The sequence below is a fragment of the uncultured Eudoraea sp. genome, assembly GCF_947258525.1.
In the GTDB taxonomy this organism is placed as follows: domain Bacteria; phylum Bacteroidota; class Bacteroidia; order Flavobacteriales; family Flavobacteriaceae; genus Eudoraea.
In genome coordinates this window covers 42,320-62,177 of the sequence record NZ_CAMYIP010000011.1, presented here as the reverse complement: position 1 = coordinate 62,177, position 19,858 = coordinate 42,320, and the positions used below count along the sequence as shown (strand labels likewise).

The following is a 19,858-nucleotide window of genomic DNA, read 5'->3' as shown; positions in this document are numbered from 1 at the left end:
AAAAATTATCCATGCAGCACGATTACCGCATGGATAATTATAAAACTTTATCAAGAAATCATAAATTTATTTGGCTTCTTCTATATAACTAATAGCTTGGCCAACTGTTGCGATATTTTCTGCTTGATCGTCAGGGATCTGAATATCAAATTCCTTTTCAAATTCCATTATCAACTCAACAGTATCCAATGAATCTGCCCCTAAGTCGTTGGTAAAGCTAGCTTCGGCTACAACTTCGTTTTCATCAACTCCTAATTTATCAACGATGATAGCTTTTACTCTTGATGCAATGTCTGACATAATAATTTTGGTTTTTAAAATTTAAATCGTTGGCAAAAATAAAAAACTTATGATGTAATAACACTATTTGTCGTAAAAATGTATCGTAATTTAAGAAATTTAAACTCAAGAATATTAGTTTCAACACAAATTTTCTTCCCGGAATAAAGCTAAAATCAATATAATAGACCATTTTTTCTGATTATTGTTGAAATATTCCTGACAGTTGTAAATCATATTTTTAATAAACTTAGGACTTAATTTCAAAAAGAATATTTTTGCTTAAATGAAACGAATAGTTCTTTTTGCCTCCGGCTCCGGTACTAATGTTGAAAACATTATCAATTACTTTTCTGACAATAATGAAGTTGAAATAGTCGCCGTTCTAACAAACAGAAAAGACGCTAAAGTTTTGGAGCGGTGTGCACGACTTAAGATTAGTGCTTTGTATTTTAACAGGCACGCCTTTGTAGAATCTGATTTAATATCTGACTTTTTAAAAAGTATTAATCCCGATTTAATTGTCCTCGCAGGATTCCTATGGCGAATCCCAAAAAGCATAATTGATTATTTTCCGGATAGAATCATAAATATTCATCCTGCCTTACTTCCTAAGTATGGAGGTAAAGGAATGTATGGAATGAAGGTTCATGAAGCGGTAAAGGAGAGTTTAGACCCCGAAACAGGAATTACAATTCATTATGTCAGTGAGCATTATGACGAGGGGGCAATTATTGCTCAGGTACGGACCTTAATAGATACCTCAGATACCCCGGAAACCATAGCCCAAAAAGTACACAAACTTGAATATGAACATTTTCCGAGGGTAATTGAAAAACTGTTATTTAAGTGATAATGGCAAAAAAGAATAAATTTTATGTGGTTTGGAAAGGCAAGAGACCAGGTATTTATGAAACTTGGGATGATTGCAAAGCTGCAATATCTGGCGCTAAAGGAGCCCAATATATGTCTTTCCCCAATTTTGAAATGGCCAAAAAAGCCTATAACAGCAATTACGAGGCATATAAAGGAAAAAAGAAAAACAGCCCTCAGCTTTCCTCTCAGGATCTTTTAAAAATTGGAGATCCAAATTATCATTCTATTTCTGTAGATGCAGCATCAAGTGGAAATCCGGGAATAATGGAATACCAGGGGGTAGATACTAAAACCGGTAAAAGACTATTTAAACAAGGGCCGTTTATAGAAGGCACCAACAATATCGGCGAGTTTCTTGCGATAGTTCATGGACTGGCCTATTTGAAGAAAAAAAATAGTGATCGAATTATTTATTCAGATTCAAGAACTGCCATTAGCTGGGTGAGAAAAAAAAGCTGTAATACCAAGCTTGTGGAGAACAATAAAAACAGACCTTTATTTAATCTTATTCGGAGAGCGATTGAATGGTTAAATAACAATTCATATGATACTCCTATTGTTAAATGGGAAACTAAAGCATGGGGTGAAATTCCTGCAGATTTTGGCAGGAAATGAATATACTGTTTTTTAGTTTTTAATTACGATTATTTGGACTTTCAAAAGCGTATATTTGCACCGTATTTCAAAATTCATCTATGGGTAAGCTTTTAATTGTTGGTACTGTTGCTTTTGATACTATTGAAACACCTTTTGGGAGAACAGAAAAAATTCTTGGTGGAGCTGCAACATTTATTGGTCTGGCCGCTTCACAATTTGATACAGACGCGGCAATTGTTTCGGTAGTTGGAGATGATTTGCCCTATGAACATCTACAATTTCTGTCGGATAAAAATATTGATATTTCCGCTATAGAAATTGTAAAAGGAGGTAAGACTTTTTTTTGGAGCGGTAAATATCGTAACGATCTCAACACAAGGGATACGCTCAGTACAGAACTAAATGTGCTGGCAGATTTTAACCCAATTGTGCCTGAAAACTATAAAAATTCAGATGTGGTTATGTTAGGGAATTTACATCCCAACATCCAAATGAGCGTTATCAATCAGATGGAAAAAAAACCAAAGTTAATTGTCCTGGATACTATGAACTATTGGATGAATCATACTTCGGAAGAACTAAAGGAGGTAATAAAGCATACAGATATTATTACTATAAACGATGAAGAAGCCAGGCAACTGACTAATGAATATTCCTTGGTAAAAGCTGCAACTCAAATACATAGCATGGGCCCAAAATATGTGGTCATAAAGAAGGGGGAGCATGGCGCTTTACTTTTCCATAATGAAAATATTTTCTTTGCACCAGCTCTTCCTTTAGAAGAAGTTTTTGATCCTACCGGTGCAGGTGATACTTTTGCAGGGGGTTTTGTTGGTTATTTGTCAGAGACGGAAAACGTATCCTTCAATAATTTAAGAAATGCCGTTATCCATGGATCCAATCTGGCATCATTTTGCGTAGAGCGTTTTGGGACAGAAAGAATGGCAAATTTGCAAAAAGAAGAAGTGGAGAGAAGATTACGTCAATTCAGAGAATTGACACAATTTGATATTGAATTACAATAATAAAACATGCCTCGGACTCACGGGGCTTTTTTAATTCATTTTACTAATGAGTGACGCCATTAAACACGAATGTGGAATATCTTTAATACGGCTGCTAAAGCCATTAGATTACTATAAGGAAAAATACGGCAGTATTTTTTACGGGGTAAACAAAATGTATTTAATGATGGAAAAACAGCATAACCGCGGTCAGGACGGTGCTGGTTTTGCCAGTATTAAATTAGATATGTCTCCTGGAGAACGATATATGAGTAGAGTTCGTTCTGTAGAATCACAACCAATACAGGATATTTTTGCGCAGATAAATGACCGTATTAATACGGCTTTAAAAGAAAATCCCGAATATATAGGCAATACAGAATTGCAGAAAAGGAAGATTCCATATATAGGCGAGGTGCTCCTTGGACACGTCCGATATGGTACGTTTGGCAAGAACAGTATTGAAAGTGTACATCCCTTCCTAAGACAAAATAACTGGATGCATAGAAATCTTATCGTAGCGGGTAATTTTAATATGACTAATGTTGATGAGCTTTTTGATAATTTGATACAATTGGGCCAGCACCCTAAAGAAATGGCTGATACTGTTACTGTAATAAAATTCTAAGAAAAGCTGCAAAGAATTGGGATGGTGGATATACCATGGCCGGTATGTTTGGACATGGAGACTCTTTTGTACTCAGAGATCCTTCCGGTATAAGACCTGCTTACTATTTTAAAAACGATGAGGTAGTCGTAGTTGCCTCGGAAAGAGCTGCAATTCAAACAGTTTTTAATGTTGTATATGAGGACGTTCAGGAACTCGAACCCGGTAATGCATTAATTATAAAGAAAAACGGAAGGGTCAATTCAACTGAAATATTAGAACCAAGGGAAAGAAAAGCGTGTTCTTTTGAAAGAATATATTTTTCAAGAGGTAGCGATAAAGAAATATATCAGGAGCGAAAAGAATTAGGGAAATTGATTTTTCCTCAAATATTGTCTGCAATTGACGGAGATATAAAAAATACGGTCTTTTCATATATTCCGAATACCGCTGAGACCTCCTACTTGGGCATGATCAGAGAAGCACAGAACTATTTGAATAAGAAAAAGGAAGAACAAATTCTAAAATTAGGTTCGAATATTACCAGAGAGGAATTAAATAAGATCCTAGATGTTAGACCCAGGATTGAGAAAGTGGCCATTAAGGATGCCAAACTAAGAACATTTATAACCCAGGATAGCAGCAGGGATGACCTTGTAGCCCACGTTTATGACATTTCTTATGGCTCTGTAAACAAAAATGACAATCTCGTAATCATTGATGATAGTATTGTTCGGGGCACCACCTTGAAGAAAAGTATATTAAGGATCTTAGACAGGTTATCCCCTAAGAAAATAATTGTTGTTTCCTCTGCACCACAAATTCGTTATCCGGATTGTTATGGCATTGATATGGCAAAGCTGGAAGATTTTATAGCCTTTAAGGCCACTCTTGAATTACATAAGGAGCATAATTCTATGCAGCTTGTTGATGAAATCTATCAGAAGTGTATACATCAAGTTCAAACACCTGATAAAGATGTTATTAATTATGTAAAAGACTTTTATCAACCTTTTAGCGCGGATCAGATATCTAAAAAAATTGGCGATCTTTTAAGTCCTGCAGATATTAAAGCTGAAGTACAAATAATTTACCAAACCATAGAAAGTTTACATCAGGCATGCCCAAAGAATCTCGGAGATTGGTATTTCACTGGAGATTACCCAACCCCCGGGGGAAATAAAGTTGTAAACAGGGCTTTTATAAACTTTTATGAGGGTAAAAACGTAAGGGCATATTAACATTTTTATCGATGAAATACACAAATATGTGCATTTCATCGATAATTTATGCTATTCATCGGCTTTTTAACCATAGCGAACGAAAGGCGGTTACTTTAGACTTGCCATAGCATAAGTAGGTTAAGTTCATGGTAAGATTTGGGGCAAAAAAGGTGGAGACTTCTCCACCTTTTTTATTTAACATCCCTTTTTTTTTAAATTTACTTCACATTTAATACGACTTTTCCTCACCTATTATAGTATAATAGCCAGACAAAGGTATTTCAACCAATTAAAAAGAAGTTTAGCCAAAATTTTAATCGACTCCGAAGCATTAGTATATATTTGAAGAACCATAGCATAAGTAGGTTAAGTTCATGGTAAGATTTGGGGAAAAAGGCAGGTGAAAACCTGCCTTTTTATTTTAGTATATTTTCCCCTAACAACAAATTTCTTTAATATTTCTTTTTCCCACATCTAACGATATCCTACCAGTACGCATTTCATCCAATTAAAAAGGAGTTTGTCCAAAACCTTTTTTCACAACTTCTTATTCACTTACATTTGGAAGACCATAGCATAAGTAGGTTAAGTTCATGGTAAGATTTGGGGAAAAAGGCAGGTGAAAACCTGCCTTTTTTATTTCTGATTATCAGTAAATTATACTTTTTATAGTGAAAACTTTTCTTCCCGATTCCGCTTTCAGCATAAGTACAAAGCCTAAAAATTTCCCTTTGTTATTTCTCACAATACCAGTAATTTAGTAATGCCATAGCATAAGTAGGTTAAGTTTATGGTAAGATTTGGGACGAAAAGGGTGGAGGCTTCTCCACCCTTTTCTATACAATAAAAAAAACCTCCCTAATTAATTAGGGAGGTTTTTTTCAAATCACTTCCGGACTAAAGTCTAATCGTAATTTACTTATTGGAACTGTATAATTCAGCAACTTTATCCCAGTTGATAATATTGAAAAAAGCTTTAACGTAATCCGGCCTTCTGTTTTGATAATTTAAATAATAAGCATGTTCCCAAACATCCAATCCTAATATTGGATGACCTCCGCATCCTGTGCCGGGCATTAATGAATTATCTTGATTTGGTGTAGAACAAACTTCTACCTTGCCCCCTTTATGCACACAAAGCCAGGCCCAGCCAGAACCAAATTGTGTCGCTGCCGCATTACTAAAAGTCTCCTTAAAGGCATCAAATGAACCATAGGCATCATTAATTGCCGACGCAAGTTCTCCTGTTGGTTCACCTCCACCATCCGGAGACATAATTTCCCAAAATAAGGCATGATTGTAATACCCTCCTCCATTATTTCGGACGGCGCCATTAGACATATCTAAGTTTTCTAATATCTCTTCTATAGATTTAGTTGCGAGATCTGTGTTTTCAATAGCTGCGTTAAGCTTCGTAGTATAACCATTGTGATGCTTTGTATGGTGTATCTCCATAGTTCTTGCGTCAATATGAGGTTCTAATGCATCATATGCATAGGGTAGTTTTGGTAATTCAAATGCCATTTCTAAACGTTTTAAGTTAATAATTAGAGTGAATCAAAGTTACTCTATTTAACATTTATATTGGCCTAATTATTTGTTAAGAACTCTTTAAGATTGTGTAATTTGCAATAAAAAATAAGTGCAGAACAGCTCATTTATTATCTACAACGCTTCAGCCGGATCGGGGAAAACCTTTAAGCTGGTACAAGAATATTTAAAAATTGCACTTTCCACAGAAAATTCAACTGTTTTTAATCAAATACTAGCCATAACCTTTACAAATAAGGCCGCTAATGAGATGAAAAGTCGCATTCTCGATAGCCTGTTTGAATTTAGTCACCCTAAAAAGCCTTCCACCTTATTTTTATTATTAGCCAAAGATCTGAATATTGAGCACCATCAATTACAAAAAAGGGCAAATATTACATTAAGGCAAATCCTTCATAATTACGCCTTTTTTGATATTTCAACCATTGACAAGTTCACGCACAGGCTAATTAGAACCTTTGCTAAAGACCTTAAAATTCCGCAGAATTTTGAAGTTGTATTGGACACAGACCTTTTATTGGGTGAAGGAATTGATCGGCTAATAAATAAAGCCGGGACGGATAAGGTCTTAACAAAAGTGCTGATTGATTTTGCTTTGGAAAAAATTCAGGACGATAAAAGCTGGGATATTGCTTTCGACCTTACAAAAATGGGTAAATTATCATTTGAAGAAAACCAATCTTACCACCTTGAACAGCTGAAAAACAAAAGCCCTAAGGATTTTTTAACGCTCAAAAAATTAATTCAACAAAAGATCCTTCTTATTGAGGGTGAAGTCAGAGACATTGCAAAACAAGCTCTGGATACTATTACGCATTCAGGTTTGGAATTAGAAGTATTTCCAAGGAAAACACTTCCAAACCATTTTGCAAAAATTTGTGATAGCGAATTTAATCCAACTAAGCTTTACAATAATCAGTTAGAAAATAATTTACGGGAAGGTAAAATTTTTAAATCCGGGATTGAGTCTCCCGGTCCGGAATTTGTCTCCGAATTGAACCGCTGTTTTTTAGAAATTAAAAAGAGAATTTATGACAGGGCTTTTTTAAGGAATTCCTATTTAAATATAGTGCCTCTAACGGTTTTAAACGCAATCCAGCAAGAAATTAAAACAATTGAATTAGAACGGGATCAGATTCCAATATCCTCATTCAATAAGATTATATCGAAAGAAATTCGGAACCAGCCTGCTCCGTATATTTATGAAAGGCTTGGAGAAAAATATCGTCATTATTTTATTGATGAATTTCAGGATACTTCACAAATGCAATGGAAGAATCTTATTCCTTTGATTAGTAATGCCCTGGAAAGTCAGGATGAGCAGGGTAATATGGGAACACTCCTATTGGTAGGAGATGTTAAACAAGCTATTTACAGGTGGCGCGGTGGGCGAGCCGAACAATTTTTAAATCTCATTAATAATGAAGCAAATCCTTTTGTGGTAGAACCCCAAATTAAATCACTTGAAACAAATTATAGAAGCAGGCAGGAACTAATAAAATTTAACAACGCCTTTTTTACCGCAACATGCCCATTCCTGGGTAGTCCAAAGTATAATTCACTTTTTATGGATGGCAACAAACAAAGTTTTAATGAAAAATTAGGCGGATCGGTAGATTTGAATTTTATCAAAATGCCCCAGGAAAATACAGATTTAGCATATTGTGAAGAGGTATTAAATGCAATAAAAAAAGCACGAACAGATAAATTTAATTATGCCGATATCTGTATTCTTACAAGAAAACGTAAACATGGTATTGTTTTGGCCGATTTTCTTGTAGAGCAAAATATTCCTATTATTTCTTCCGAAACACTTTTGTTAAAGAATAATCCAAAAGTCAACTTTCTTGTCAATTTATTAAAGCATATCAATGCACCGGAGGATTCAGAAATTTGCTATGAGATACTGTATTTTCTTGCTCCAAACAGAGAAAAGAAACATCAATTTATTCAAAAGTATTTGAACAATTTGCTTTCTGCTCTAGAAGACGTTTACAACTTTAATATTGACGAGCTAAAGTATAGTTCTCTGCCTGATGGCCTGGAATACGCCATAAAACAATTCAATTTAGTTGAACATTCAGATGCGTACATTACTTATTTTATGGATGAGGTCATTGATTTGGAACAAAGAGGGGATATCAGTATCGCCTCATTTATAGACCATTGGGAAAAGAAAAAGGAGAAACTTAGTATTGTAGCCCCCGAAAATTTAAATGCAGTGCAGATAATGACCATTCACAAAGCAAAGGGATTAGAGTTTCCAGTTGTTATTTACCCTTTTGCCAATACAGGAATCTATGATGAACTGGAACCTAAATTGTGGTTGCCTGTTGAGGATTTTGGAGAATTTAAAGAAGTACTCATAAATAAGAAATCTGAAGTAGTGCATTATGGGGAAGCAGCCAAAACAATTTATGAGGAAGAACAGCACAGGCTCGAATTGGATGCATTTAATATATTATATGTGGCACTTACAAGAGCGGTTGACAGGCTGGTTATAATCACTGAAATGCTTCTTAATTCTAAGAACGAATATAGATCTGATAATTACTCCGGATTATTTATCCATTTTTTAAAAACTCAGGGGATTTGGGATGAAACTAAAACCAGGTATTCCTTTGGATCAACCGAAGAAAAAGAGTCAGATCAGCCTATCCCTGAAGCACAACCCAATATTCCTTTTATAGGTACTCAAAAGAATAATGCCAATTTCAATATCGTTACCAAATCCGATAGTCTTTGGGACAGTAAAAGAGAGGAAGCAATTAAAAAAGGTAATGTAATACATTATATAATGGGACTTATTACAACCGAGAGCGATATTGAACCGGCAATTACACATATGATCAGAAAAGGAGATCTTAAAACTGAAGAAGGTCCTGAAATTAAAGAAATAGTGGCTCAAATAATTTCGCATCCTAAACTAAAGTCGTTTTATACAGCAGAGAATACAGTTAAGAATGAAAATGAAATTATAACCGAAAATGGCCTAATTTTACGCCCAGATCGTATGGTCTTTAACAAAAAGAGAGTAACAATAATTGATTATAAAACTGGTAAAAAAGCGCAAAAATATTACGAACAATTATACACCTACGCCGATGCGCTGAAAACTATGGGATATTTAGTTGAAAATAAGATAATAGTTTATATTGATAAAAAAATTACACCAGAATTCATTAACTAACTATGTACGGAAAAATTAAAGAATATTTACAAGAAGAACTAAGAAACATAAAAGAAGCCGGTCTCTACAAAGAAGAACGCATAATTACTTCAAAGCAGGACGCTGTGATTAAAGTCTCTGGGGGACAGGAGGTGATTAATTTTTGCGCAAACAATTATTTAGGCTTATCTGCTCATCCCGAAGTAATAAAAGCTGCTAAAGAAACCCTGGATACTCATGGCTTTGGCATGTCGTCTGTTCGCTTTATTTGCGGCACACAGGATATTCATAAAGAATTGGAACATAGAATTGCAAAATTTTATGGAACTGAAGATACCATATTATATGCGGCAGCTTTTGATGCCAATGGTGGAGTATTTGAACCTTTATTCTCAGCTGAAGATGCCATTATTTCTGATGCTCTAAATCACGCCTCTATAATTGATGGTGTAAGACTGTGCAAGGCCAGGCGATATAGATATGCCAATAGTGATATGGTTGATCTGGAGACAAAATTAATTGAAGCCAATAAAGACAATGCCCGTTTTAAAATAATTGTTACCGATGGCGTATTTTCTATGGACGGATTATTGGCCCCTTTGGATAAAATATGTGATCTGGCAGATAAATATGATGCAATGGTCATGATAGATGAATGCCATGCTACCGGGTTTATAGGTGAAACCGGAAGAGGCACTTTGGAAGAAAAGGGCGTCATGAACAGGATAGATATAATCACAGGGACATTAGGAAAGGCGTTAGGCGGGGCCATGGGTGGCTATACTACGGGTAAGAAAGAGATTATTGATATGTTAAGGCAACGTTCGAGACCTTATTTATTTTCCAATTCTCTTGCCCCTACCATAGTTGGCGCTTCTATAAAGGTATTTGAAATGCTTGAAGCAGACACTTCTTTGAGAGATAAGCTGGAAAAGAACACAAAATATTTTAAAAAAGGCATGCAAAAAGCTGGCTTTGATATTATTGATGGGGATTCGGCAATAGTGCCTGTAATGCTCTATGATGCTAAATTATCACAAAAAATGGCAAATATGTTGTTAGATAATGGCATCTATGTCATTGGATTCTTTTACCCTGTGGTCCCAAAAGATAAGGCAAGAATACGGGTGCAATTATCTGCTGCTCATGAAATTGAGCATTTGGACAAAGCCATTAATGCATTTATAAAGGTTGGTAAAGAGTTAAAGGAAATTGATTTTGTTAATAATTTTTAACAACTTACATTTGCAGCTAAATAAACACTTAAACTTAAAATTTTGAACATGAAACAGCTTAGCAGATTATTAGTTGTTGGCCTACTAGTATTGGCGTCTAACAACATACAAGCTCAAGATGAAGATAATCCTTGGCAAATTGGTTTTGGGGTTAACGCAGTTGACTTCTATCCAACGGGTGACGTAAGTTCCTTCGGAAATGAGTTTTTCAATGCCAATGATCATTGGAACATTCTTCCTTCGATCTCTTATGTTGGACTTAGCCGATATCTAGGTGATGGTATCTCCCTTGGCGTTAGAGGTTCTTTAAACCGTATCCAAAAAGTTGGAGACTTAGAAGTTGACGACTGGTCTTACTACGGACTTGATGGAACCGTCAAATACAATTTCTTAAAAAACACAACTATTGATCCTTTCGTTGAAATTGGCGGGGGTTATACTTGGGTTAGAGATATTGGAGCAGGTACCCTTAATGGGGGTATTGGTGCAAATGTTTGGTTTAATGACAATATTGGTTTGACTCTTCAAACACAATACAAGCATTCATTTGAGGATTATCTGCTAAAGCATTTCCAGCATATGTTAGGTCTTTCCATAAAATTTGGTGGATCTGATACTGACGGCGATGGTATTTATGACAAAGATGATGCTTGCCCGGAGGTACCAGGTTTAGAAGCTTTCAATGGTTGTCCTGATTCTGATGGCGATGGTATTGAAGACAGCAAAGATGCTTGTCCTAACGAAGCTGGTCCTAAAGAATTGAATGGTTGCCCAGATGCTGATGGCGATGGTATTGCTGATAAAGATGATGCTTGTCCAAACGAAGCCGGATTAGCTGCTCTAGCAGGATGTCCAGATGCTGATGGCGATGGTATTGCTGATAAAGATGATCAGTGTCCTAACGAAGCAGGTCCTGCTGAGAATAATGGATGCCCATGGCCAGACAAAGATGGAGACGGTGTATTAGACAAAGACGATTTATGTCCAGACATACCAGGCGTAGTAGCTAATAAAGGTTGTCCAGAAGTTACTGAAGCCGTACGTAAGACATTAAACGACTACGCTAAGACTATCTTATTTGATACTGGTAAAGCAACTATCAAAGAACGTTCAGAAGAAGTATTGAAAAATATTGTAGCTATCCTTGAAGAATACTCTTATGCAAGATTTAGCATCGATGGTCATACTGATAGCGTTGGTAGCGCAGCATTAAACCAAAAGCTTTCTGAAGAAAGAGCTTATTCCGTAATGAATTACTTAATTGAGAACGGTATTGCCTCTAACAGATTAGAAGCTACAGGTTATGGTGAAGACAGACCATTAGCAGATAATGGTACAGCTTCCGGTAGAAAAACAAATCGTCGAGTTGAAATTAACTTGATTAGAGAATAAGGTTTTAAACTTAATATAATAGAAAAAAGCTCCGCAAATGCGGGGCTTTTTTTATTTTTAGATATGCAGAGTTTTTTAAATCAGATTATTGAAGAATTGTGGAAAAAGAATGCTTCATTTGATAATCTTGTTTTTATACTCCCCGGTAAACGCGCCGGAACTTTTCTCAAAAATGGCATTTCCAAAATAGTAGGTAAAACTATTTTTGCGCCCGAAATCTACAGTATAGAATCATTTATTGAAATGATTTCCGGACTTTCCTATGCAACCAGCACCCAACAATTATTTGAACTATATAATGCTTATTTATATAATGGCAGTGACGAAAAAGAAAGCTTTAATTCCTTTTCCAAATGGGGGCAGGTTCTATTGCAGGATTTCAACGAAATTGACCGATATTTAGTCCCTCCCGATAAACTTTTTTCATACTTATCGGTAATACAGGAAATGAACCAATGGTATCTGAAACCCAACAAAACCAAATTAATAGAAGATTATCTCAGCTTTTGGAATAATCTTGAAGAATTACACGCTGTCTTTAACAATGGGCTTTTAGAAAATGGTTTGGGTCATCAGGGATTGGTTTATAGAGAAGCATGCAACAACTTATCCAATTACATTAATACTACTAAAAACAAAAAGCACATTTTCATTGGTTTTAATGCTTTGAACAAGGCAGAAGTTTACATAATTAAAGAATTCTTAAAAGAAAGTGAAGCAGATATTTATTGGGATATAGATACCTGTTTTCTTGAAGATAAAATACATGATGCGGGGTTTTTTATCCGTCAGTACATAAAGGAATGGAACTACTTTAAAATTCATCCAATAAAAGGCCTTAGTGCTAATTATGGCACACCAAAAAATATCCAAGTTACCGGAGTGCCTAAAAAAATGTCGCAAGCAAAGTATGTTGGGGATTTAATTACAAAACTATATAAGAAAGATCCGAATCAAATTAAGAATACTGCAGTTGTGCTTGGGGATGAAACACTACTAAACCCCATATTAAACTCCCTGCCTGTTGAAATTAATAAGGTAAATATCACTATGGGATATCCCTTAGGTAAAACATCTTTCGCCGGCATGTTCAATCAGCTCTTCGATCTTTATATTCAGCGAGATTCAAGGGGTTGGTTTTATAAGACACTTATGTCATTTTTGGCACATCCTCATGTTCAGAAAATACTTTCCTCTGATGAGCTAAATGTAGTTGCCGCAATAAAAATGGAAATAAATAAAGGCAACTGGATTTATATAACTCCTGCCAAATTGAAATCGATCTTCCCTGAACATTCTGATGGATTAACACTCCTTTTTTCAGAAGAAAATTATGACCCTTCACAATTCCTTGAGAAGGTAATTGCAATTATTGAACTGCTAAAAGTGAAATTTCAATTAGATGAAAACCATATAGAACTGGAGTATTTATATCACTTTTATTCGGTATTCAATGAGTTAAAATTGCATTCTATTCAATATTCATTTTTAAAGGATTTAAAAGATTTACAAAGTGTATTTAAGGATTTAATATCCACTGAAAAAGTAAACTTTAGGGGAGAACCTCTTGAAGGCCTTCAGATCATGGGGATGTTGGAAAGTAGAAACCTCGATTTTGAAACTGTAATAATTACATCTGTAAATGAAGGCATCCTTCCTGCCGGAAAGACCAATAATTCATTTATACCCTTCGATGTAAAAAGAGAATTTGGTTTGCCTGCCTTTAAAGAGAAAGATGCGGTCTATACATACCATTTTTACAGATTGCTACAACGCGCTAAAAATATCTATCTAATCTACAATACTGAGCCCGATGTAATCGAGGGGGGTGAGAAAAGCAGATTTATTTCACAATTACTTACAGATGAAAATCATCGGGAAAATATAAATTCGAAAATTGCGGTTCCTCAAATTAACGCTGTCCCCCATACCCCGGTTGTTATTGAAAAGGATGATGACGTAATGAATAAAATAAGTGCTGTTTTAACCAAAGGCCTTTCCCCCTCTTCACTTACTAATTATATTAAAAATCCAATTAATTTCTACAAACAAAAAATTTTAAAATTAAAAGAAGTATTAGAAGTGGAAGAGACCATTGCTTCCAACACCTTTGGGACAGTATTGCACAAAGCAATGGAACTTCTGTATAACCCATTCCTTGGTTCTTTTCTTACAGAAGCAAAGTTAAAAGAACAACTCCCTAAAATAAGAGCCGTTGTTAAAAGTGAACTTCTAAATATTTATGCGGAAGAGGATATTATGAGGGGTAAAAACCTCATAGCCTTTAATGTTATTGTAGCTTATATTAATAACTTCATTTCAAAGGAAATTCAGGATATCAAGCATCATAGTATCAAAATAATAGCATTGGAAAGTGATCTATCAATCAAAATTGATGTTCCGGGGATAGAGATTCCTGTAACTTTAAAAGGAACATTAGACAGAATTGATGAAAAGGACGGTATACTTAGAATACTCGATTATAAGACTGGAAACGTTATAAAATCTAATGTAGAAATAGTTTTGTGGGATGAAATCATTGAAAATTATGACCGCAGTAAAGCATTTCAGTTACTGTGCTATTCCTTTATCTATAATAGTATTAATCCAATTGATAAAATGAACGCCGGAATTATTTCCTTTAAGAATTTGAGTTCCGGGCCATTTTATTTTTCGACCAAAAATAGCCGAAATAGCTCAAAGAAGGATCTTACCATAACTAAAGAAACACTGGAACTTTTTCAGGAACAGCTGGTAAAACTGATTCAGGAAATTGCAGATCCGGCAATTCCGTTTGTTGCCAAAGAAGATTAATCATTATTTCTTATCCGGTCTGCTGGGCCTTACTTCTATTTTGCTGGGCAATGTTCTGGGATTCATTTTTAGCAGATCGGTTACCAGCTCACCTATATCCTCAGGTTGTATTTTCCAGGCATCTTTGAGGGTTGGTTCGTTATTATTAAAATGTGTAGCTACTGATCCAGGCATAATAGTAGATACCTTAATATCATATTTTCGAAGGTCCAGCATCGCTGCTTGTGTAAAACCAACAACACCAAACTTTGTAGCATTGTAACCCGCCGCTGTAGGAAAAAAATTGGTGCCGGCTAAACTTGCAATAGTTATATAATAACCTTTTGATTTTTTTAATGCTTCCACGGATGCTTTTAAAGTATGAAAAACACCGTTAAGATTAGTGTCAATCATTTGATACCAACTACTTTCAGATAATTCATCAACCGGAGCAAAATGTCCGAGCCCCGCATTGGCCACAACAACGTCGACCTTTCCCCATTTTTGAATAATTTGTGCAACAGCATTGTGCTCATCCTCAAGTTTTGTAACATCACTCACAAGGGCCAAAACGTTTGAGCCAGCTCCTAATTGCTTTGCAGCGGCCTCCAAACTTGATTTGTTTCTGCCGCTTATAGCAACTTTCATACCGGTGTCGAGTAAATTCTTCGCCACACCTAATCCTATCCCTTTGGAGCCACCTGTGATATAGGCAACCTTGCCTGCTAAATCTGCCATACTAGTTGAATTTCAATAATTAATTTCACAATTGCCTTACTATTTAAAAGTGTCAGTTACTATAACAAAAAACCCTCTTACAATACTTTGAAGGAGGGTTTTGTGGAGAATACCGGAGTCGAACCGGTGACCTCTTGCATGCCATGCAAGCGCTCTAGCCAGCTGAGCTAATCCCCCGTCTTTTAAGGAGGGTCAAAGGAACTACTTTTTGAATAAGTTTCAAAATTCCTCTGAATAAAATTTATCCTCTAATCCTTTTTTACACTTAAGACCAGAACAGGTATACGTACAGAGAATTCAGATTTGAGAATCGCATTTTTCTCCCATAAATTTTTAAAAAATCCGCGTTTCCTTCTAAATACACAAAGTAAATCGGGATTTGTGGACTGAAAATGTTCTAAAACTCCTAAATAGGTAGTGGCATTCTCTGTAACCGTTAAACTGGAACACAAATCCATAAGCGACGTGTTTATTTTGAGATCTTCATCTGAATAACCCGGAGTCTTTACAAGAAGTAAATTTACTTTTGATTTAAATTTTTTCTTTATCAGTTTTAATGGCTCAAGGATCCTCCTTTGACTTAAAATCCCGGATTTAAATGCTGTTAGAATATTTTTGATTGGCTTAAAATTTGTGCCTCTGGGTACAATTAAAGCTGGAATGTCGGTTCTTTTAACAATTCTCCCGGTTGTATGCCCTAGATATAATTCTTCTTTAATATCATTGCACCTTGGGGCAATAATAATAAGATCTAAACCAAGTTCTTTGTCAATTTCCTTAAGTCCGTCTATTAGATCACCATTATATGTAACAATCTTCAAATCTATGTTCTTGGCATTTACTTTTTCAATAACTTCCTTAACATGCTTCTTACTGCTTTCCGCCACTTTCTCGGATATATTTATCAAATCTCCTGCACCTGCCTTGGCTGTAAATACTCCCATGACATATACCCTTGAAGAGAATTCCGACGCAAAGTCAACAGCATATTGTAATGTTTCATGTGCATTTGGGGAAGTTCCAATTGGTACCAATATGTTATTCATAAGGTTTGGTATTATTAAATTAAATTTACAACTTATTCAACAAAGTATTGATGATTAGATGTGCAAAGATACTGGAAATCCCTGACATTCTTGAGCTCACCAAAGCGTGCGCTAAACATATGGAAAAAACGGGAATATTTCAATGGAATGAGGTATACCCTTCTAGGCTAGCTTTTGAAAAAGATGTTTCCAGAAAAGAACTATTTGTCCTTGAATCAGAAAATAATATTATAGGCTGCATAACCATTACACCATTTATGGATGAGGAATATATTCCTGTAAAATGGCTCACACCCAACGAAAATAACATCTATATTCACAGGCTTGCCATAAAACCGGAATATCAGGGGAAGGGCCATGCACAACAGTTAATGCATTTTGCTGAAAATTATGCTCGTGATAAGGGGTATATCTCCATACGATTGGATACATTTAGTCAAAATAAAAGGAATCAAAAATTTTATCAACAACGAGGCTATCAAAAACTTGAAAATATCTATTTCCCCAAACAAAGTGATTATCCGTTCTACTGCTATGAACTTGTTTTGTAATCCATTCCATTTTTGAAAACAGTTGTAAGCCTCAAAACAATTAATAGTCTCGCTATTCCTGCAACAATCGCCGGGATAGCCGAACCCGTATTGTCCATAACTGATACTGCTATTGTTGGTAATATACAAACATACGGTCTGGAGTCACTTGCAGCAGTTGGGATTGTTGGTTCTTTTTTATCCATGCTGATTTGGATACTTGGTCAAACCAGAAGTGCAATATCAGCAATAATCTCTCAATATTTAGGAGCAGGAAAACTGGATGATGTTAAGAATTTACCTGCACAGGCAATATTTTTTAATGTTGCACTCAGTGTTTTAGTTTTGCTTTCTACAATATTCATTGTAGAGGAAATTTTTGAATTGTTGAATGCCTCCGGGAAGATATTAGAATTTTGTGTTACGTACTATTCTATCCGCGTTTGGGGGTTTCCTTTAACTCTTTTCGTTTTTGCTGTTATGGGAATATTCAGAGGCTTACAGAATACATTTTGGCCTATGCTTATAGCAATTACAGGGGCATTGTTAAACATTGTATTAGACTTTATTCTGGTTTATGGAATATCTGATATAATTCCCGCATTTAACCTGGAGGGCGCCGCATGGGCAAGCCTTATTTCACAAGGAGTTATGGCAATAATGGCTTTTGTTCTCCTACAGTTAAAAACCAGCATCAGTCTTATCCCCAGATTTCCGATAAACAAGGAAATGGGGCGCCTGGCGATAATGAGTTTTAATCTTTTCATCCGTGCGATCGCACTTAATATTGCGCTTATTCTTGCTGTCCGAGAAGCTGCAGCGTTGGGAGACAGATATATTGGAGCTCACACTATAGCTGTAAATCTGTGGCTATTTGCTGCCTTTTTTATAGATGGTTATGGTGCTGCCGGCAATATAATGGGTGGAAAATTACTTGGAGCTAAAGATTATAATACCTTATGGAAATTAGCCAAAAAAATAGCTCTTTATGGTGGAATTGTAAGTTTATTTTTAATGATTAATGGTTTTTTATTCTACAGACCATTGGGACGACTTTTTTCGAACGATGCTGCTGTTCTGGAGTCTTTTTATTCAATTTTCTTTATTCTTATCCTTGGATTACCCATGAATTCTATTGCCTTTGTTTTTGATGGTTTATTCAAGGGTTTGGGTGAGATGAAATTTCTCAGGAATGTTCTCCTGATAGCTACTTTTTTAGGTTTTATACCCTTCTTATACATGGGTAAAGTATTCGATTCCGGTCTGCTAGGAATTTGGATTGCACTAAGTATGTGGATGATTGTAAGAGGTGGTGCCCTTGTATGGAAGTTCCGTAGAAAATTTCGCCCACTATTACAAAAGGTTTAATTTTACAGAAAACAATTCAAATGGGCACGAACAGACCCACGGGGAGTCTTTATACCAAAATTGAAAACAGAACCGCTACAATAGAATTTGGCCATCCCGCCAGTAATTCGTTCGTTACAGAACTTTTAGTGAGATTAACTAATGAACTCAGAAAGGTTTCCTCCAATAAGGATGTCTCAATAGTGGTATTAAAATCTGAAGGAGAAAGGGCTTTTTGCGCAGGGGCCTCTTTTGATGAATTGCTTGCCATATCCAACCCGGACGAAGGAACAAATTTTTTTAGTGGTTTTGCTAATGTTATCAATGCCATGCGAGAATGTACACAACCAATAATTGGTAGAATTCAGGGGAAAGCAGTGGGAGGCGGAGTCGGCCTTATCGCTGCATGCGACTATGTATTTGCTTCCGAAGCGGCCGCTGTAAGGCTTTCCGAACTATCTATAGGGATAGCACCTCTGGTTATCGCACCTGCTGTTCAACGTAAAATTGGAATAGCCGGCTTTACAGAATTGGCAATGTCTCCTAAGGAATGGAAAAATGCATATTGGGCTAAGGAAAAAGGACTTTATTCTAAGGTTTTTAATTCCATAAAAGAAATGGACAAAGAGTTAGATTATTTTATTGCGGCTATGGCATCTTATAATCCGGAGGCCTTAAGAGCTATTAAAAAGATTCTTTGGGAAGGTACCACCTCCTGGAATGAATTATTAGTGAACAGAGCTGAGGTTTCCGGTAGATTAGCTCTTATGCCAGCCAGTAAGTCAATATTAAACAGCATAAAAAAGTAATATGATGAAATTTTTAGATTTGCTTAATAGTGACCTGCTTTTTCCGATGCTAGCCTTTTTGGTGGTAGTCATATATCTTTATAATAGAATTAGAAACAGGAGAAAATTTAAAAAATAAGCTCACGTACTGTACATTAATTACAATTAACCATTACCCCTCTTTAAAGATTTAATACATATTAAGCTGATAATGAAAGGCAAACATAGAATAAGAATCACCAAACAGTTTACTTTTGAAACCGGGCATGCATTATATGGTTACGATGGCAAATGCAGAAATGTTCATGGTCATAGTTACAAACTTTCAGTGACTGTAATTGGCGTACCTATTATTGATACCTCCAATGTGAAACTTGGAATGGTTATAGATTTTGGTGACTTAAAAAAAATAGTCAAAGAAGAAATCGTGGAACCTTTTGATCATGCTACGGTTTTTAATAAAAATACACCTCATTTGGAATTAGCTCATGAGTTAAAAGATCGCGGGCATAAAGTAATTTTGGCAGATTATCAGCCAACGAGTGAAAATATGGTCATAGATTTCGCTGCTAAAATCAAAGCTCGCTTGTCTGAGGAAATACAGTTACATTCAATAAAACTTCGCGAAACAGAAACTGCCTATGCCGAATGGCACGCAAGTGATAACTAGGTTCCTTTATGTA

At 35.7% G+C, this 19,858-nt stretch carries 15 protein-coding genes, 1 tRNA gene and 1 pseudogene; 12 read left to right on the top strand and 5 right to left on the bottom strand.

From position 1 onward, the window contains the following. Positions 1-66 precede the first annotated feature (66 nt). Positions 67-300 carry an acyl carrier protein gene (locus Q0X89_RS00665; RefSeq protein ID WP_009778413.1) on the bottom strand — a complete coding sequence of 78 codons (234 nt, stop codon included), beginning with the start codon at positions 298-300 and terminating at the stop codon, positions 67-69. Between the two features lie 265 nt (positions 301-565). On the opposite strand from Q0X89_RS00665, the gene Q0X89_RS00660 reads away from it, so the two are divergent. The 4 genes and pseudogenes from Q0X89_RS00660 to Q0X89_RS00645 all read left to right on the top strand — a co-directional run bounded on the left by Q0X89_RS00660 (position 566) and on the right by Q0X89_RS00645 (position 4,604). Next, positions 566-1,132, top strand: coding sequence for a phosphoribosylglycinamide formyltransferase (locus Q0X89_RS00660; protein WP_297690680.1), 567 nt, complete (start codon positions 566-568; stop codon positions 1,130-1,132). 2 nt (positions 1,133-1,134) lie between these two features. Beyond that, positions 1,135-1,770 carry a ribonuclease H family protein gene (locus Q0X89_RS00655; protein ID WP_297690679.1) on the top strand — a complete coding sequence of 212 codons (636 nt, stop codon included), beginning with the start codon at positions 1,135-1,137 and terminating at the stop codon, positions 1,768-1,770. Positions 1,771-1,850: 80 nt separating this feature from the next. Next, positions 1,851-2,777, top strand: a complete 927-nt coding sequence (locus Q0X89_RS00650; RefSeq protein ID WP_297690678.1) for a PfkB family carbohydrate kinase — start codon at positions 1,851-1,853, stop codon at positions 2,775-2,777. A gap of 46 nt (positions 2,778-2,823) precedes the next feature. After that, positions 2,824-4,604 (top strand): annotated as a pseudogene (locus Q0X89_RS00645) (amidophosphoribosyltransferase). An 897-nt stretch (positions 4,605-5,501) separates the two neighbouring features. On the opposite strand, the gene Q0X89_RS00640 reads toward Q0X89_RS00645, so the two are convergent. Continuing rightward, positions 5,502-6,110 carry a superoxide dismutase gene (locus tag Q0X89_RS00640; protein ID WP_297690677.1) on the bottom strand — a complete coding sequence of 203 codons (609 nt, stop codon included), beginning with the start codon at positions 6,108-6,110 and terminating at the stop codon, positions 5,502-5,504. 118 nt (positions 6,111-6,228) lie between these two features. On the opposite strand from Q0X89_RS00640, the gene Q0X89_RS00635 reads away from it, so the two are divergent. From Q0X89_RS00635 to Q0X89_RS00620, 4 genes are all read left to right on the top strand, one after another. Then, entirely contained in the window at positions 6,229-9,327 is a 3,099-nt protein-coding gene (locus Q0X89_RS00635) for an exodeoxyribonuclease V subunit beta (protein WP_297690676.1), read from the top strand. Between the two features lie 2 nt (positions 9,328-9,329). Continuing rightward, complete coding sequence (gene kbl, locus Q0X89_RS00630; RefSeq protein WP_297690675.1) at positions 9,330-10,541, top strand: glycine C-acetyltransferase; 1,212 nt, start codon at positions 9,330-9,332, stop codon at positions 10,539-10,541. A 48-nt stretch (positions 10,542-10,589) separates the two neighbouring features. Further along, the gene (locus tag Q0X89_RS00625) at positions 10,590-11,933 is read left to right on the top strand and encodes an OmpA family protein (RefSeq protein ID WP_297690674.1); all 1,344 of its coding nucleotides are present in this window, start codon (positions 10,590-10,592) and stop codon (positions 11,931-11,933) included. 63 nt (positions 11,934-11,996) lie between these two features. After that, positions 11,997-14,747: a PD-(D/E)XK nuclease family protein gene (locus Q0X89_RS00620; protein WP_297690673.1), complete on the top strand. Its 2,751-nt coding sequence runs from the start codon at positions 11,997-11,999 to the stop codon at positions 14,745-14,747. Positions 14,748-14,750: 3 nt separating this feature from the next. On the opposite strand, the gene Q0X89_RS00615 is transcribed toward Q0X89_RS00620, so the two are convergent. The 3 genes from Q0X89_RS00615 to Q0X89_RS00605 all read right to left on the bottom strand — a co-directional run bounded on the left by Q0X89_RS00615 (position 14,751) and on the right by Q0X89_RS00605 (position 16,510). Further along, positions 14,751-15,464 carry an SDR family oxidoreductase gene (locus Q0X89_RS00615; RefSeq protein WP_297690672.1) on the bottom strand — a complete coding sequence of 238 codons (714 nt, stop codon included), beginning with the start codon at positions 15,462-15,464 and terminating at the stop codon, positions 14,751-14,753. 103 nt (positions 15,465-15,567) lie between these two features. Then, a tRNA-Ala gene (locus Q0X89_RS00610) sits at positions 15,568-15,641 on the bottom strand. 71 nt (positions 15,642-15,712) lie between these two features. Next, entirely contained in the window at positions 15,713-16,510 is a 798-nt protein-coding gene (locus tag Q0X89_RS00605) for a universal stress protein (RefSeq protein ID WP_297690671.1), read from the bottom strand. Positions 16,511-16,560: 50 nt separating this feature from the next. Between Q0X89_RS00605 and Q0X89_RS00600 the strand changes: the two genes are divergently transcribed. The 4 genes from Q0X89_RS00600 to Q0X89_RS00585 all read left to right on the top strand — a co-directional run bounded on the left by Q0X89_RS00600 (position 16,561) and on the right by Q0X89_RS00585 (position 19,845). Further along, positions 16,561-17,061, top strand: a complete 501-nt coding sequence (locus tag Q0X89_RS00600; RefSeq protein ID WP_297690670.1) for a GNAT family N-acetyltransferase — start codon at positions 16,561-16,563, stop codon at positions 17,059-17,061. 12 nt (positions 17,062-17,073) lie between these two features. Beyond that, positions 17,074-18,408, top strand: coding sequence for an MATE family efflux transporter (locus Q0X89_RS00595; RefSeq protein ID WP_297690669.1), 1,335 nt, complete (start codon positions 17,074-17,076; stop codon positions 18,406-18,408). A gap of 20 nt (positions 18,409-18,428) precedes the next feature. Beyond that, positions 18,429-19,196: an enoyl-CoA hydratase/isomerase family protein gene (locus Q0X89_RS00590; RefSeq protein WP_297690668.1), complete on the top strand. Its 768-nt coding sequence runs from the start codon at positions 18,429-18,431 to the stop codon at positions 19,194-19,196. A 190-nt stretch (positions 19,197-19,386) separates the two neighbouring features. Then, the gene (locus Q0X89_RS00585) at positions 19,387-19,845 is read left to right on the top strand and encodes a 6-carboxytetrahydropterin synthase (protein WP_297690667.1); all 459 of its coding nucleotides are present in this window, start codon (positions 19,387-19,389) and stop codon (positions 19,843-19,845) included. Positions 19,846-19,858: the final 13 nt, after the last annotated feature.

Coding starts and splice junctions, on each gene's coding strand:
- kbl (WP_297690675.1), top strand. CDS start 9,330: ATGTACGGAAAAATTAAAGAATATTTACAAGAAGAACTAAGAAACATA.
- Q0X89_RS00605 (WP_297690671.1), bottom strand. CDS start 16,510: ATGAATAACATATTGGTACCAATTGGAACTTCCCCAAATGCACATGAA.
- Q0X89_RS00650 (WP_297690678.1), top strand. CDS start 1,851: ATGGGTAAGCTTTTAATTGTTGGTACTGTTGCTTTTGATACTATTGAA.
- Q0X89_RS00660 (WP_297690680.1), top strand. CDS start 566: ATGAAACGAATAGTTCTTTTTGCCTCCGGCTCCGGTACTAATGTTGAA.
- Q0X89_RS00615 (WP_297690672.1), bottom strand. CDS start 15,464: ATGGCAGATTTAGCAGGCAAGGTTGCCTATATCACAGGTGGCTCCAAA.
- Q0X89_RS00590 (WP_297690668.1), top strand. CDS start 18,429: ATGGGCACGAACAGACCCACGGGGAGTCTTTATACCAAAATTGAAAAC.
- Q0X89_RS00600 (WP_297690670.1), top strand. CDS start 16,561: ATGATTAGATGTGCAAAGATACTGGAAATCCCTGACATTCTTGAGCTC.
- Q0X89_RS00655 (WP_297690679.1), top strand. CDS start 1,135: ATGGCAAAAAAGAATAAATTTTATGTGGTTTGGAAAGGCAAGAGACCA.
- Q0X89_RS00620 (WP_297690673.1), top strand. CDS start 11,997: ATGCAGAGTTTTTTAAATCAGATTATTGAAGAATTGTGGAAAAAGAAT.
- Q0X89_RS00665 (WP_009778413.1), bottom strand. CDS start 300: ATGTCAGACATTGCATCAAGAGTAAAAGCTATCATCGTTGATAAATTA.
- Q0X89_RS00640 (WP_297690677.1), bottom strand. CDS start 6,110: ATGGCATTTGAATTACCAAAACTACCCTATGCATATGATGCATTAGAA.
- Q0X89_RS00625 (WP_297690674.1), top strand. CDS start 10,590: ATGAAACAGCTTAGCAGATTATTAGTTGTTGGCCTACTAGTATTGGCG.
- Q0X89_RS00585 (WP_297690667.1), top strand. CDS start 19,387: ATGAAAGGCAAACATAGAATAAGAATCACCAAACAGTTTACTTTTGAA.